General features: G+C 55.7%; 14 protein-coding genes and 1 pseudogene. 8 read left to right on the top strand and 7 right to left on the bottom strand.

The genetic code is table 11. From position 1 onward, the window contains the following. Nucleotides 1–100: 100 nt before the first annotated feature. The 5 genes from H1B37_RS05435 to H1B37_RS05415 form a co-directional block, all read right to left on the bottom strand. Nucleotides 101–745 (bottom strand): hypothetical protein, encoded by a 645-nt coding sequence (locus H1B37_RS05435; protein ID WP_182865611.1) that lies wholly within the window; start codon nt 743–745, stop codon nt 101–103. A gap of 311 nt (nt 746–1,056) precedes the next feature. Continuing rightward, the gene (locus tag H1B37_RS34315) at nt 1,057–1,962 is read right to left on the bottom strand and encodes an HNH endonuclease (RefSeq protein ID WP_182865610.1); all 906 of its coding nucleotides are present in this window, start codon (nt 1,960–1,962) and stop codon (nt 1,057–1,059) included. Between the two features lie 3 nt (nt 1,963–1,965). Further along, nucleotides 1,966–2,871 (bottom strand): GIY-YIG nuclease family protein, encoded by a 906-nt coding sequence (locus H1B37_RS05425; protein WP_220498053.1) that lies wholly within the window; start codon nt 2,869–2,871, stop codon nt 1,966–1,968. Between the two features lie 179 nt (nt 2,872–3,050). Beyond that, nucleotides 3,051–3,893 carry a nuclease-related domain-containing protein gene (locus H1B37_RS05420; protein ID WP_286177437.1) on the bottom strand — a complete coding sequence of 281 codons (843 nt, stop codon included), beginning with the start codon at nt 3,891–3,893 and terminating at the stop codon, nt 3,051–3,053. After that, nucleotides 3,893–4,186, bottom strand: coding sequence for an XRE family transcriptional regulator (locus H1B37_RS05415; protein ID WP_286177422.1), 294 nt, complete (start codon nt 4,184–4,186; stop codon nt 3,893–3,895). The genes H1B37_RS05420 and H1B37_RS05415 overlap by 1 nt, the downstream gene beginning before the upstream one ends. A 170-nt stretch (nt 4,187–4,356) precedes the next feature. Between H1B37_RS05415 and H1B37_RS33335 the strand changes: the two genes are divergently transcribed. The 7 genes and pseudogenes from H1B37_RS33335 (at nt 4,357) to H1B37_RS34305 (ending at nt 10,564) form a co-directional block, all read left to right on the top strand. Then, a complete protein-coding gene (locus H1B37_RS33335) occupies nt 4,357–5,448 on the top strand; it encodes a hypothetical protein (protein ID WP_220498052.1) in 1,092 nt (363 codons plus the stop codon). After that, a complete protein-coding gene (locus H1B37_RS05405) occupies nt 5,445–6,905 on the top strand; it encodes an SIR2 family protein (protein ID WP_182865608.1) in 1,461 nt (486 codons plus the stop codon). Before H1B37_RS33335 ends, H1B37_RS05405 begins: the two co-directional genes overlap by 4 nt. Beyond that, complete coding sequence (locus H1B37_RS05400) at nt 6,902–9,058, top strand: ATP-binding protein (RefSeq protein ID WP_182865607.1); 2,157 nt, start codon at nt 6,902–6,904, stop codon at nt 9,056–9,058. Before H1B37_RS05405 ends, H1B37_RS05400 begins: the two co-directional genes overlap by 4 nt. A 17-nt stretch (nt 9,059–9,075) precedes the next feature. After that, nucleotides 9,076–9,267: a hypothetical protein gene (locus H1B37_RS33330; protein ID WP_220498051.1), complete on the top strand. Its 192-nt coding sequence runs from the start codon at nt 9,076–9,078 to the stop codon at nt 9,265–9,267. Beyond that, nucleotides 9,234–9,815, top strand: coding sequence for a hypothetical protein (locus H1B37_RS33325; RefSeq protein WP_220498050.1), 582 nt, complete (start codon nt 9,234–9,236; stop codon nt 9,813–9,815). The genes H1B37_RS33330 and H1B37_RS33325 overlap by 34 nt, the downstream gene beginning before the upstream one ends. 12 nt (nt 9,816–9,827) lie before the next feature. Further along, a pseudogene (locus H1B37_RS34310) lies at nt 9,828–9,974 on the top strand (hypothetical protein); the annotation flags it as partial. A gap of 194 nt (nt 9,975–10,168) precedes the next feature. Further along, nucleotides 10,169–10,564 (top strand): UvrD-helicase domain-containing protein, encoded by a 396-nt coding sequence (locus tag H1B37_RS34305; RefSeq protein ID WP_353620783.1) that lies wholly within the window; start codon nt 10,169–10,171, stop codon nt 10,562–10,564. Between the two features lie 184 nt (nt 10,565–10,748). On the opposite strand, the gene H1B37_RS05385 is transcribed toward H1B37_RS34305, so the two are convergent. Both H1B37_RS05385 and H1B37_RS05380 read right to left on the bottom strand, forming a co-directional pair. Next, complete coding sequence (locus H1B37_RS05385; RefSeq protein WP_182865605.1) at nt 10,749–11,309, bottom strand: protein kinase family protein; 561 nt, start codon at nt 11,307–11,309, stop codon at nt 10,749–10,751. Between the two features lie 298 nt (nt 11,310–11,607). Further along, the gene (locus H1B37_RS05380) at nt 11,608–13,236 is read right to left on the bottom strand and encodes a protein kinase domain-containing protein (protein ID WP_182865604.1); all 1,629 of its coding nucleotides are present in this window, start codon (nt 13,234–13,236) and stop codon (nt 11,608–11,610) included. A 109-nt stretch (nt 13,237–13,345) separates the two neighbouring features. Here H1B37_RS05380 and H1B37_RS05375 point away from each other — a divergent pair, with 109 nt between their 5' ends. Then, nucleotides 13,346–13,597: a ferredoxin family protein gene (locus tag H1B37_RS05375; RefSeq protein ID WP_182865603.1), complete on the top strand. Its 252-nt coding sequence runs from the start codon at nt 13,346–13,348 to the stop codon at nt 13,595–13,597. Nucleotides 13,598–13,812: the final 215 nt, after the last annotated feature.

Raw genomic sequence — 13,812 nt, 5'->3', positions numbered from 1 at the left:
TGACTACAGGATAAAAAAATGACAAAGCTTACGGCGATTGCAAAAACGAGATTCTACCGACTCGATGCCTTCACCGGTCAGAGGCAGCGTGCGGATCCAATCAGTACCAATCCGGTGGCCGAACGAACTTTGGGCCGTTGGGATGGACCAGGATACTGGATTCGTTTCGTTCACACCAAGTCGCAAAGGCACTATCGATGGCGGGGGATTCCGATGGCTCCATCAAAGTCATCCCAAGACTCTTGGTAAGGTGCAATCGAGCACGCTGCCCATCGAATCGCCGATCGGATTGGTCAAATTTGCAGTAGGTCGCGACATCCATCAAGCCAGCGGCTGGCGTCTCAATGATCGAGTGCGATTGGTTCGGTATCACGTAGGCACAGAACTTTGATGGAGCAAAGAGCTTTGATACAGGATCAAAGACAAAATAGGTGACCGTCCGCCGCTTCCAGAGTTGTTTCGCATCTGGATCGGAAATCTGAACGTTCCACTGATGAAGATTGCGAATCACTTCAAATAGCTCGGAGGCGAAATGAACCCGCTGTCCGTCACTTTCCAGGACAGGATCCACGACCTGAAAGACCCGCTCTTGCTCTGACGCGACGTCCAGCGCCGTGTCCTGAAGTTCCTTAACCGACGTGTGATTCAGTTGCTTGATTCGCTCAGGTCCGATCGTTGGAAGCAGGACCGTTTGAAACGACTGAATCCCGACATGCCTAAGCAAATGGACGGTGTTTGAAGCCAAGTTTCTGCGACCACGAGTCACATGCGAACTGACCATGGAAACGAAGACATCGGCCTCACCGAAAGGATTGAACAGATGAGAAGTCGCGAACTTCGCGTGGTTAGCAACCGGGTCTGCACGACTGACCTCAAATTCAATCCACAATCTGCGAGCCCCGTCGTGACGCTCAAGGCAAATGTCCGCCCTCGGGTTATACCCCAGTAGTCGTTCCATCTCCGCGGTAAGGACGCGTTTCTCCGGCGAGCACGTCCATCCCTTCGGACACTGCCCCGCAAAGGCCTGCTGCAAGAATCGCGCTAACTGGCCCATGACTATATGGATCCTCGGAAGCGATGTTTGCGATGCCACCGGCAGTGCTGGCGATCGGGCCAAAGTTGCTCGTTGATGGGAAGCCGAAGTTGTTTTCCGTGGTAGTCAACCAGCGAGGTTTGATCGGGGCAGGATTCGGCAAACTCATCGACAGCGACGAGTACCCGGAAGTCGTCATCAATGGACCAGAGGCCTCGATCGAAAAGCCAATGAGCATTCTTGCTCAGGGCCAAGCCGTTGCGCGGGTCATTGTTCCGTGAATCGGCGAATTGATGAATGTGTGCCGCGTCGACGATTGAACCACCGTCAAGTGTGGTGATACGAAATCCAGTCAATGCACAACTGAATGCGTAAGCGGCAGCGACATCGATGCGAAACCGCCCGTTCCTGCCGGCTCGCTCAGCATCCTCTGGGATCTCAAAGTTCGCATCCCGCGCAATCTGATCCTCATCTGGGATTGCCAGACCGACCATGTGGTAGAGAGCGTTCCGCTCCGCCGGCTCAAAGTGTTTCGCAATGATCAAACGCCGCGCCGCGTCACGAAAACCCCGATCCGAACAAGCTGCGACAAAGCCCGGGTCCGGTACCACGTATTTGGTGACCGACCGATGCTTCGACGATGAGCCGTCCTGAGTAAACGCCTGCCAAAACCCATCGGATTTCAAATGATGGAAAGGCATCCGAATATCAATCCGCCGTGTCCGGCGATACGCCACAATTTGAGCAAACGTCTCGAAACGAAAGGCAATCTCCGGCGTCAACGATATCGCCTCGTCCCGCAACTCATCCGCTTCGGCCAAATCAAGAACCGTCAACAGCAGCAGCGGCTTGTGCGGCGCGTTGTTCCGGGCCTTATTCAACTTCGAGATCCGATTTAACCAGCCATCCACTGAAAACTGCCGCTCCACTGTCTAGTCTTCCGTTTCGGCGGGGATTTGCGATTGGTGCCAATCGCCGTAGGTTTCGCGAGTGTTCGCGACCTTCCACGCCACTCGGCCGTTGGTGTTTCCGGCGGCCACGATTGCAGCACCGGCACTGGGGCTGCTGAGGTAGACGTCCTCCGCAAAGAGCAATAATCCTTTGCCAGGAACCTCGACCAGCTTCTTGTCGTCGACGAGCTGCTGTCGAAGCTCGCGGTAACTGGTCCAGCTCGCACGAGGTTCCAACGTTGCCGTCGATCCCTTCAAAACGATGAATTCCCCATTAATCTCCTGCGCCTTTGCAGTGGCCTCGCCGGAGGAGAACTCAAATACAGGAGAAGCGTCGTTCGTGCCCTCGGCCCCTGGGGTAAATTCGCCTATTGACGGTTTGGGTTTGAGGAACGAAAACCCCAGAACCGGTAGTACAAGTTCAATGTGTTGCAGAAAACCTTCCATGTCTGCGATGTCCGCTTCTGGCATCGGTGGCAAAGGCGGTGCGGTACCATTGTGGATCTTGACGCGTCCCGCCGCGTATCCCATGGCGATAAGCCGGCTCTCCAAGTACCTCACGTGTGCCTTTGTGAGGTTTAAGTCCTTGCTGATGACCGCAACACATCGCGTCCAAAACTCCTTCTTTTCGTCCTTGTCGTGAGAAGCCAATCGTTTGAAAACGTTGTCGCCCTCACCGATGTAAACAATCTCACCCGACGGGTTCTCCGGGTCTGGACCTGCCAAGACATAGATCCCCGTGCGAGTGATTTCATCCCGCTTCGCCAATTCGGCGAGCTTCGTGCGGGGCGAAACAAGCATCTTGCCAGACCAATTCATGACCTCCGCGGTCAGCAACCCCGATGCGTCACCGTCGACGAGAAAGATGCGGATAGATCGTCCGTTCAATAGTGCTCCTCGAAATTCTGCTAGGTAGAGTTGCTTGGTTTTCCAGGATTAGTGATGTTCGTTTTCGCAAGGACCGGCTTCCAGTCGAAATGCGAGTTCCTCCGCAGCCTCCAGGGGAAATGGGACTCGCTTTGCAAGTTTGTCCGTGCTTTGGAGATCGACTCGGTAATCTTCTCCCATCACCACGTTGAACCAACGTTCGCGGTCCATGACGACGCGATACATCTTCTCATCTTGCGTTTCGCCGATGTAGGGGATGAAGACCTGGATTGGTTGTCCGACCCTCTCAGCTTTCGCACCAATTCAATCGCCTTTCCCGTTGCCGCACTCAAGTGCTGGGAGAGCCAACGGGATTCCGTCTCAAGTTGCTTGCTCGGAATTCGCCACGTGAAATCAGGAAATCGAATCTCATCTTTTATGTGGTCCACAACGATTTCGGCGTTCGCATCGCCTTCTTTGGGTTTGCCTCGCATCTTGGTGTTGACTGTGAAAACGCCGCTGCGGCTGACCACGACATGGTCGATGTTCCCGTACGGAAATGGAATGTCGTGGAACACACGACACCCTTCTAGCATCAACTGATCCAGCTCCTGCCCCGTTGCCAGTTCGCCCTCTAGGCCAAGCTTGTATTGACGCAGTTCGTCGAGTCTCTTGATGAGCATCCGGCCGACAACCACCGAGATGCCGACGGCTGCGATGATACCCGCCACGATACGAACTGCACTCTCGGGGGCACCGCGAAAATATGAGTCCGACAGATGGGCGGAGAAGGTAAAGGCGGGAAGCAGCATCCAGGCGGTGATGATCGAATCAATCTCGAGATCGAGCTCGTCGATCTTTTTCCGAAGAGAATGCCCTGGGCTTCGCAGCAGTGTTCGAGTTAGGGGATTCTGGCGAGTCTTTCGGGACTGCTGGCGACGCCAGTAGGCAGCGCAGCCGATAAGCGGCACCATCCCCAAGCCAAAAACGAGCATAGTTCCCAAATAGACAACCAGCCAACTCCAGATCGCCCCAAGCAACATCAATCGCCAGGCCCCATTGTTTGCATCGATAACTCCAGGGCACCCAGCAACTTCTTGTTCATTTTTGCAATGCGATGAAACAGACCAGGACGCTGACGAATTTTACGGAGAATTAACGCGGGCACCTTATCGGCCAACAGCAACAACTCATCCTCGTCGGCTTTCAGTTCAATCGCAAGCTTATGGATGAACTTTTCCGATGGATAGTCGCCAAAGTGCAGCTCCTCGTTTTCGACTTTGATGTTATACGACATGTTCACGTCCATGTGATCGGCGAGCTCAAATTGAGTCATCGATTTTGCTGATCGCCATTGTCGCAATCGCCGACCAAAGTTCATCACAGCCTCTCGGCATTTTGACCCAGCGTGGAACCTCCGTTTTGGTGGTGTGTTTGCGGCCCCCATGGCGAGAACGTATGCTTTGGGCACTTTAAGGTCAAGTTGCAACGTGGGCGGGGGTCAGGGTGTCCGACTTTTCCAAGCAGCCAATTCTCAATTCTCCATACGAGCACGCCGGGAAGTACCAGGAGCTCGACGACACGGGCCTGCCGACGCAGAGCGTCAAAGAGTCACGCCGCATAGTGTGCTTCACTATGCCCATCGCCAAGCCGAAGAAACTTCGCGGAAAGAAGAACGCGTCGGCCGAGAAGCAACGGGAAATGGTCTTCGCTGATACCGAAGGTCTTCAGACCGAGAAGCACCAATACGACCCCAACCCGGTAGTCAACGACTTCTGTAGATTTGAAAAATGGCGGCAAGCAGAAGTCGCTAATTGGAATGTCGCTCCTGCGGCAGCTCCACTGCTGCAACACCGGCGCGGGGACCACTTCAGTAGCATCCGGCCGTTCTTCTGCCGCATCAAATTCCCGATTTGGTTGACGGAAGGCGCACCGAGTCTGATGAATACCGTAGTGGACCGCTTTACCGTCGCGCCCCTCCCGCCAAAACGCCCCCTTTCAGTTGGCGAAGACGACGAGCTGATCGACCCGCTCGAACAAGGTCTGGTGCGTGACCGAAGCGACACCAGCCAAGTCGCCGACTACGCCACCGAGTTCAACAAGCGTGGACGCATTCAGGTGTTGAAGCCCCGCATGAACGCCGAAATGCACATGTCGGCCGACCTCAAGAACACCGGCAAAGGCAATCTGTTCGTGATCTTCGGCGAGCCCGACATCACGGTCCGCGAGTCCAAAGCCAAGGGCGCCAAGCTCGGCGACATCGAAGTCCAGATCAACGGCGTCGACGTCTTCCAGCCCAGCACCGGCGAAGTCCGCAGCGACGGAGCCGACGGCATCGCCTGTTGGTTCATCGACACCGACTACAACGAAGAAAGCTTCTTCGTCCGCCACGCCTACTTCCTCGGCGCCAACGCCCCCTACAAAAGCCTCAAGACCACCCTCAAAGCCGAGATCGACAAAGAAGCCTGGGACAGTCTCAACAGCGATGTGTCCCGCCCCTTCCCCCAACCAAAATCCGGCCGCATCGCCGTCAAAGTCATCAACCACCTCGGCGACGAGGTCATGAAGGTGTCCCGCGTAAGGGAGTTGGTGGAATGAGTAGCGAATCGGACCAGAAGCTTACAGCATCGACGAATGTCATCAAAACTCGAGACGACTTCGGTCCGGTGCTATTTGAGAAAGTCAGCTGTGAAGAAGGGGAGGTCGAGCCATGCTTCGCGATGGTAGCTGATTCGACTTGCAGTTGGCTACGACCGAACGAGAAGTTTGGCGTTAGCAAACTACGTGAGCGGATTGAACCTTGGCTGACATCGCTTTGCCAATCAGAGCATCTGTCGTTACTAGTAGGATCGGGGCTTTCTAATGCGGTTCACCGACGCGCGACCGGTAAGGGCCTACCTGGAATGGCGAAGGCCAACTTCGGTGCATTTGATCCAATGATTCAAGCCGAAGCAAGGCGTTCGGCCAAAGCTTGCGGGCGTAGCGAAGGTAACATCGAAGACCAGTTGCGTTCAGCCAATGAATTGCTTAGAGGTTTCGATGTCTACGGCGTTAGCGGAGACAAAACGTCTATATCAAACGCTGCTTCTTTGAGGGCAAGCATTCAAACCGTGCTAGAAAGTTTTGCGAAGAGCATCTATGATGGCGAGCGTGGGATCGCGTCGGCCAACGAACCGGAGCGTGAGGCCGCGTTCAACTATTTAGTTAGCTTTCTGATGTCGTTTGCTAGTCGGTCAGGGACTCGCGACCGACTTCACCTTTTCACGACTAACTACGACCGTGTGATCGAAGCGGGAGCTGATGCGGCGGGGATGCGTTTGTTGGATCGGTTCGTCGGATCTGTCTCCCCTGTGTTTCGTTCGTCCAGACTTGACTTGGACATTCACTATAACCCACCGGGCATCCGTGGCGAACCGCGATACCTTGAGGGCGTGGCACGCTTCACCAAACTCCACGGTTCACTCGATTGGGTCGACTTCGACCGGACAATTCGACGCATTGGATTGCCCTTCGGTGGCAGCAGCCCGAATTTGGTCTCGTCCGCCTTTGCCGAAGTCGGGACTGATCCTTCGCAGCTGATGATCTACCCAAATGCCGCAAAGGACAGGGAAACAACCTTTTATCCCTACACTGAGTTGTTTCGTGACTTCGCGGCTTCACTTTGCCGTCCGAACCATACGCTGGTCACATTCGGGTACGGCTTTGGTGACGATCACTTGAACCGCGTCATCGAGGATATGCTTACCGTTCCATCGACCCATCTTGTCGTCGTTTCCTTTGACGACCCGTTGAGGCGAATCTTGAACACCTACGAGAAACTTGGTCGTCACGCTCAAGTCTCTCTCCTAATAGGTGACCACGTCGGCGAATTCGGGACGTTAGTTGAATCGTACCTACCGAAGCCAGCAATCGACCGAGCGACGTTCCGAATGGCGGAACTGTTGAAAGCTCGATTCGGCACTCGAGCGCCTGAGGCAAATCGCCCTGAAACACCACTAGTTAAAAACGTTGAACGCGATCCACGAAAAATCGAACTTGATTTGGAGGGGCTATGAGCGAAACGCCTTTCTCGCTCGCAGAGAGCCTGCGGATTGGTTCAGTCGACTTCGTCTCACCAGATGAACTTCGTGTCCTACTCGACATTGAAGCTCCCGACTCTGTCGCTTTAAACACCGGCGGCGCGAGACCTTTCCCAAGAATCAATGGATATGCATTGGTCCCGATCGATGACGGTTTTGTGGTGGGGCAGATTGAATGGCTTACCATCGAACGTTCTTCGTTTCCAAAACGCCGTGGCGTCAAAGACTTCGGCGTGATCGACTTGCCGTACCCACTGCGGAAGCTTTGCCTTAATCCGCTAGGGACACTGCGCAAGACAGATGCGATCTACTCATTCCGCCGTGGTGCGGGACTTCTACCTACGGTCGGATCAGCCGTTGTACTACCTACCAATGAACAACTCCGCTCGATTGTCGAATCAGGTGAAAACCGCCATGTACGCATTGGTGTAAGTCCGCTGGCGGAGAACGCTGAGGTAAGTATCGACCCGGACCGCCTGTTCGGGCGACACCTCGCTGTGCTTGGCAACACGGGAAGCGGAAAATCATGCACCGTCGCGGGATTGATTCGATGGTCGCTGGAAGCCGCCAGGCGGAAGCGAGAAATCAACGGTGGGAGTAGCAAACCGAATGCTCGCTTTGTGATTCTTGATCCGAACGGCGAGTACGCGAGAGCCTTTCACAACGTACAAGAAAAGAACACCGCTCGCGTATTCAAACTTGACCCTGGCGACAGTGAGTATCCGTTGCATGTTCCGCTTTGGTTTTGGAACAGCGCAGAATGGTCTTCGTTTACTCAGGCCACGGCGAAAACCCAGCGTCCGATGCTTCGTCGTGCATTGCGAGACGTGAAGGCGGGACGTGGGCTCACAGATGGGGACACATACGAGGAAAAGAAGCTCGGGCTGCGTCGCTATCTAACAAGCGTGACGATTGGCGTACGGAGAAGACTTACCTCTGGTGAAATCCGAGACGATGCCACCAAAACTGGTTTTTGGCTGAAGTCCGTTTCCGAGGACCTTTCAGCCAAAATTTTAGATTTCAACGATATTCCTATTTCGAAGATCACCGAATGTATTCAGTCAGCACTCAAGGATAGTTTTAGCTCCTTCCAGAAACAGGGAGAAACAATTGAATTCTACAAGCCATTTGCTGAGGAGGCCATAAGCTTAGTCGTTGGTGCAATGAACAATGCCTTGGACTGTCTCGGTGGATTGTTGTACGAAGACGGTCCCGACGAAGACATGCCGATTCATTTCAAGGGCACCGAACTAGCAGATCATCTGCAGCTTTTGGCAGCGCAGGAGAACGCAAGCCAGTTCATCGATTTTCTTGTGTCTCGGATTCGAGCGTTCTTGAGCGATTCACGCTGCAATTCGATCGTCGAGGGAGATCACTCTCCGACCCTTCAGCAGTGGCTAGAAACCTACGTCGGCAGTGATAGCGAGGATAAAAGCCCTATTTCGATTTTGGATCTTTCTTTGGTTCCGACGGAGATTGTCCATGTAGTCATCGCGGTTTGTAGCCGGATGATTTTTGAATCGCTCCAACGTTATCGCAAGATCCACAAGAAAGCTTTGCCGACAGTCTTGGTGATGGAAGAAGCCCACACCTTCATCAAACGTTACAAAGATGATGTCGACAACCACGACGCCGCAAAGGTCTGCTGCCAAGTCTTCGAGCGAATTGCGAGGGAGGGGCGAAAGTTTGGTCTGGGACTGGTGCTTTCGTCTCAGCGGCCGTCTGAACTCTCTCAGACAGTGCTTTCGCAGTGCAACACTTTTTTAATGCATCGCATTAGCAATGACCGCGACCAAGAACTCGTCAAGAAGCTTGTTCCCGACAACCTCCGAGGCCTGCTCCGCGAATTGCCGTCGCTGCCGTCGCAGCACGCGATCATGCTTGGCTGGGCAACGGAGCTTCCGCTATTGGTTCGGATCGATGACCTGAAGAAAGAACAGCAACCGCATTCGGATGACCCAGACTTTTGGGATGTCTGGACCGGGCGTAATACGGAAGGCAAATCAGTCGAGCGACCAGCAAACTGGACGGATGTTGTTCGTGACTGGCAGGGTATTACGGATAGTGGATCTGAGTCAACCGAACAGGACGAAAATTGTGAACAACTCGACCTGGATGAAAACAACTGATTCTCGCCGAGATATCCATGCAATTCCGCATCTCCGACACTTTTACCGACAGCCTGACTCGGCTTACAGCCGAAGAGCAGAAAACTGTCAAGACGACCGCTTTGGATTTGCAGGTCAACCCAGCAAACCCCGGGCTGCAGTTCTATCGCATCGAGCGCTGCAAGGATAAAAACTTTTGGTCGATACGCGTGGGCGTGATATCCGTGTGATCGTTCACAAGACCGACGTGACGCTGCTGCTGTGCTACGTCGACCAACACGACAAGGCTTATCAATGGACGGAAAAACGAAAACTGGAACGACACCCCAAAACGGGCGCCACGCAGCTGGTCGAAATCCGCGAAACGGTGCGAGAAATCGCGGTTCCGACCTACGTGGAAGCTGCCCCGAAACCTTTGCCTCCCTGTTTGAGTGGCATGGCGAGGGAAGACTTGTTGACTTACGGAGTGCCCGACCAGTGGGTCGACATTTGTGTGGCCGCCGATGAGGATTCGCTGCTGACCCTCGCGGATCGATTGCCGAGCGAAGCCGCCGAAGCCCTGCTGGTGTTGGCAACCGGCGGCCGACCGCAGCCTCTGAGCATCGCTGCCGATGATGCCGATCCCTTCAGCCACCCGGATGCTCTGGCTAGATTTCGTGCGCTCGACAACGTCGACGAACTCGCTGCGGCGCTCGACGCACCGTGGGAAAAGTGGATCGTTTTCCTGCATCCCTCGCAACGCAGCTTTGTGCATCGCCGCTTCAGCAGACCTGCCTGAGTTTCAGGCAGCGCCGGAACCGGCAAAACGATCGTTGCCATTCACCGAGCCGCAGCCACGCTAAAATCGAACCAAGGCCGTGTGTTGCTCACGACGTTGTCCGAGGAACTCGCAAAATCCCTGCGGCAGAAGGTGAAGCTGCTGGTCCCCGCCGAATAACTGTCAAAAAATTTGTCTGAATCGCACACACCGCCAACGCTTGTTGTCGCATCAATGGACGAGACTGCAAGGCAACTCATTCGCTCCCGGATAACAGCGTTGGCAACTGTTGAAGATGACGAGCATCTTGGAATTGATTAAGTCGATCACAAAAGACAACAAGGAGGTATCGCTCGCTCCACAGTTTTTGCTTGATGAATGGAACGATGTTGTTGACGGCTGGAACCTCAGTGGTTGGTCTGAATACCACGGGACTCAAACGCCTCGGCCGCAAGACTCGTCACGGTGAATCTGGTCGCAAGCAAGTCTGTAAAGTGCTCCAGAATCCTCGTGAGGCTTTAGCCAATCAGGGCAAGAAAACAATGGCGATGGTTTACTGCGAGCAGACAGGCTCCACTGCGAACCCATTTCACACCTTCGTCGTCGACGAGTGTCAGGATGTTAGCCCCTCGCAGCTTCGTTTTCTCAGTCGCTTGGCAGAACGACATTCTGGACAACTGTCCTTCGCTGGAGACCTTCGGCAATGCATTTTCCAGGCTCCGTTTTCATGGTCATCGACACGCCGACGCAGCAAAACGCTGAAAAATTAACTAACGGACATCTCACCAGATTCGCCGACCGAATGCTCCATGGGACATTATTTCATATTAGGGAAAGGAAGGGAGCAGCGACGGAGCGGCCGGTGTCTTCAGCGGGGCCCCACTGTCGACTTGCTGTGCAGATGACGAAGACAGCGTGCCGGAACAGTGGCGTCGAGTCATTGGGCCGAACGCCTCATCCAGGACCGGTGGGGGATTTCGCTGGCGGGGCGGTGGTGGCGAGGTCGGTTGTGAGTCGCTGGAGGATCTCCTCGACGGTTGCGGTTCGGGCTGCCGGTGAGGGCGCCAGCGAGCTTCGTAGGATTGCTTGAAGGGGCGCTTCGGGCTGCGGATCCGTGGGATCTTGAGAACGCTGGTCTTCGATCGTTTTCAGTAGAGTTTCCGCGGCACCATCGCCTGCATTGGGGGGCGTTCCGGACAGGTACCAGTGGATCAGGCCGCCGATGGCGTAGGTGTCGGTCTTGGGGCTGATGTGGCCGAAGGCGGGGTCGATTTGCTCGGGGGCTGCGAAGCCGAGGGTTCCGCCGATCTGACGCGCGACATCGAGTCTCGTGCGATCGTTCAAGTCGGCTGTGCGGCACTGCGCAGGCATGTCGATGAAAGGATCCAGCCGCGAATCCATGCGTTCGGGCACCTTCATGACGAAAAAGGGATCAGCAACTACGGCATGTTCACCCGCGGTGCGGCGCAGTTCATCAATTGCTCGTGTTGTGATCTCGCCGGCAAACTTCAGCACAACGGGTTTGTCGTTGAAGTTTAGAGGGGCCCGGGTTCGTAGCGGACGGCAAGAGAGTGGATTGCAAATTGCAAATTGAACATTGCAAATCGGGAATTCATGGAGAGAAATCGGAGGGCGGGTTGCGGTCGTGGGCTTGTGTGGAAATCACGCATGGCGCTGGAGTTCGAACGGGGAAGTGTCGAAATTCGCAATTTGAAATGTTCAATTTGCAATTTGCAATCGAGTCCCCTGTCCTGGACAGAAGGGCGCGTCCGTGATCGGCCGAACGACCGCGGAGAGGATTTGATTCGTCGCCTCATCCAGGGTCGGTGCGGGATTTCGCTGGCGGGGCGGTGGTGGCGTGGTCGGTTGTGAGTCGCTCGAGGATGTCCTCGACGGTCGCGGTTCGGTCTGCCGGTGAGGGCGCCAACGAGCTTCGTAGGATCGCTTGAAGGGGCGCTTCAGTTTGCGGATCCGTGGGATCTTGAGAACGCTGGTCTTCGATTGTTTTCAGTAAAGTTTCCGCGGCACCATCGCCCGCGTTGGGGGGCGTTCCAAACAGGTACCAGTGGATCAGGCCGCCGATGGCGTAGGTGTCGGTCTTGGGGCTGATGTCGCCGAAGGCGGGGTCGATTTGCTCGGGGGCTGCGAAGCCGAGGGTGCCGCCGAGCGGCGGCGAGGAGGCGTCGAGGGTGGCTTGCGAGAAGCCGAAGTCGGTGATCGTGATTCGGTCGTGATCGTCGATGAGAATGTTGGCCGGTGTCAGGTCGCCGTGCACCAAGCCGGCGGCGTGGACCGCGGCGATGGCGTCGCAGATTTGTCGTAGCCACTGAGTGAAGCAACGCTCGCTGGGACGGTCGAGCGCGTGCAGCGGCCGGCCGTCGATCCACTCGCTAAGTACGTAAGGGCCGCCGTGTGGTGACTCGCCGTAGCCGAGGTAGCGAAGGACTCCGGGGTGGTGGATCCGCGATGCGGCGTTGATCTCGCGGAGGAATGACTGCCGAGCGGCTTCGTTCTGCCAGTACGCTCTACGGAGGAATTTGACTGCGACGGTCGTGCCGTCGGATTGCAGGCTCGCGCGATAGACTTTGCCAAATCCGCCGCTGCCGATCAGTTTGCCGAGCACGAATCGGTTGTAGGTGATGCGGGGTAACTCCGTCGTGGACGACGCGAGGCGTCTGGTGTGACCTCGGTTTGGAGCGGGCTGGACCGTCGCCGTCCTCTCCGAGGTCGGCGCGGGGCAAGGCTTCGCTTTTGCGATTCGCCGAGTTCGGAGAACACGGCGACTGTCGGGCTGCGTCGTCAGCTTGCTCATCGAGTTGCGGTGGACGGCGAGCGATTGACGGATCTTGGCGACTCGCCGCCGTACGGTGCGTTCGTCAATGCTTAGTGATTCGGCGATCTCGCGCTGCGTTTGGCCGGCGAGCAAGCCTTCGACGACGGCGAATTGTTCGGGCGGAAGTTGCGACTTGAGGTGGTTGATGAATTCGTCTGCGTCGTCGTTGGAAACCTCGGGAGGCAGGAACCGGGAGCTAGCGCTCCGCGGCGGATCGGAAACCTGGGAGAGCGAGATGCGGGCCATCTCCCCGCCTCGCTTGGCTGCCCCCTGACGCTCGATCGATCGCGCCAGCTTGCGACGGGCAAACGTCGCCAGCAATCGCCACAGCGAAACACTCTGGCTGACTCGGATGCGACTGTGCCGGGCGGCGTCGAAAAAACTTCCCATCGCCGACTGCACGACTTCGTCGGGGTCGATCTGAGAGCGATAGCGTCGGTTCAGGCGACTGGCGACCAAGGCGACCAACCGGATCGCGTAGCGGTCGAACAGGACTTCGGCCGCATTCTCGTCTCCGTTTTTCCACCGGCGCAGCAGCCAGCCATCCGGCCGATCGGTCATCGATTCGACGTTTTGCAACTTTTCTTGGTGCTCGGTGTCCGGTTTCAAGGTCCGTTTCTCATTTCCTGGTTGGAGCGTGACTTGGCTCCGTTTACCGACGAGGGACTCGTTGCCTCGTCCACTACAGACTAACGCCTAAAGACTAAGGACTGTTCTCATGACAATGGTGGTGACTCAACCCTGCATCGGGTGCAAGGACAAGGCCTGCCTGGCGGTTTGCCCGGTCGAGTGCTTTCACGAAGACACAACGATGGTCTACATCGACCCCGACGAATGCATCGATTGCGGTGCCTGTGTTCCCGAGTGCCCGACCGAAGCGATTTTTCATGAAGAGGATGTGCCGGAGCAATGGCAGCGGTTCATTGAGTTGAACGCGTCGAAGGTGATTGAGTGCCCGCCGGCGGTGTAGGGATTGCAAATTGCAAATTGTTCATTGCAAATTTCAAATTTGCCGGGAATCGTCGCTCAAATCATTTTGCAATTTGCAGTGTTCATTTTGCAATTTGCAATCATTGTCGGTTCACCAGTATCAGACGCCACTCAATTTTCATCAGGCCACCCTGGGAGGGTCGCGGAGGAGTGAGCGCTCGGAGCGGGGAGGGGTGATCCGCGATTCGATGCGAC

The organism is Stieleria mannarensis (genome assembly GCF_014154935.1).
Classification (GTDB): domain Bacteria; phylum Planctomycetota; class Planctomycetia; order Pirellulales; family Pirellulaceae; genus Stieleria; species Stieleria mannarensis.
Note: the sequence above shows the minus strand (reverse complement) of the source record. Positions and strands in the feature narration are given on the sequence as shown.

Coding starts and splice junctions, on each gene's coding strand:
- H1B37_RS05400 (WP_182865607.1), top strand. CDS start 6,902: ATGAGCGAAACGCCTTTCTCGCTCGCAGAGAGCCTGCGGATTGGTTCA.
- H1B37_RS34305 (WP_353620783.1), top strand. CDS start 10,169: ATGAATGGAACGATGTTGTTGACGGCTGGAACCTCAGTGGTTGGTCTG.
- H1B37_RS33330 (WP_220498051.1), top strand. CDS start 9,076: ATGCAATTCCGCATCTCCGACACTTTTACCGACAGCCTGACTCGGCTT.
- H1B37_RS05420 (WP_286177437.1), bottom strand. CDS start 3,893: ATGTTGCTTGGGGCGATCTGGAGTTGGCTGGTTGTCTATTTGGGAACT.
- H1B37_RS05375 (WP_182865603.1), top strand. CDS start 13,346: ATGACAATGGTGGTGACTCAACCCTGCATCGGGTGCAAGGACAAGGCC.
- H1B37_RS05405 (WP_182865608.1), top strand. CDS start 5,445: ATGAGTAGCGAATCGGACCAGAAGCTTACAGCATCGACGAATGTCATC.
- H1B37_RS05415 (WP_286177422.1), bottom strand. CDS start 4,186: ATGACTCAATTTGAGCTCGCCGATCACATGGACGTGAACATGTCGTAT.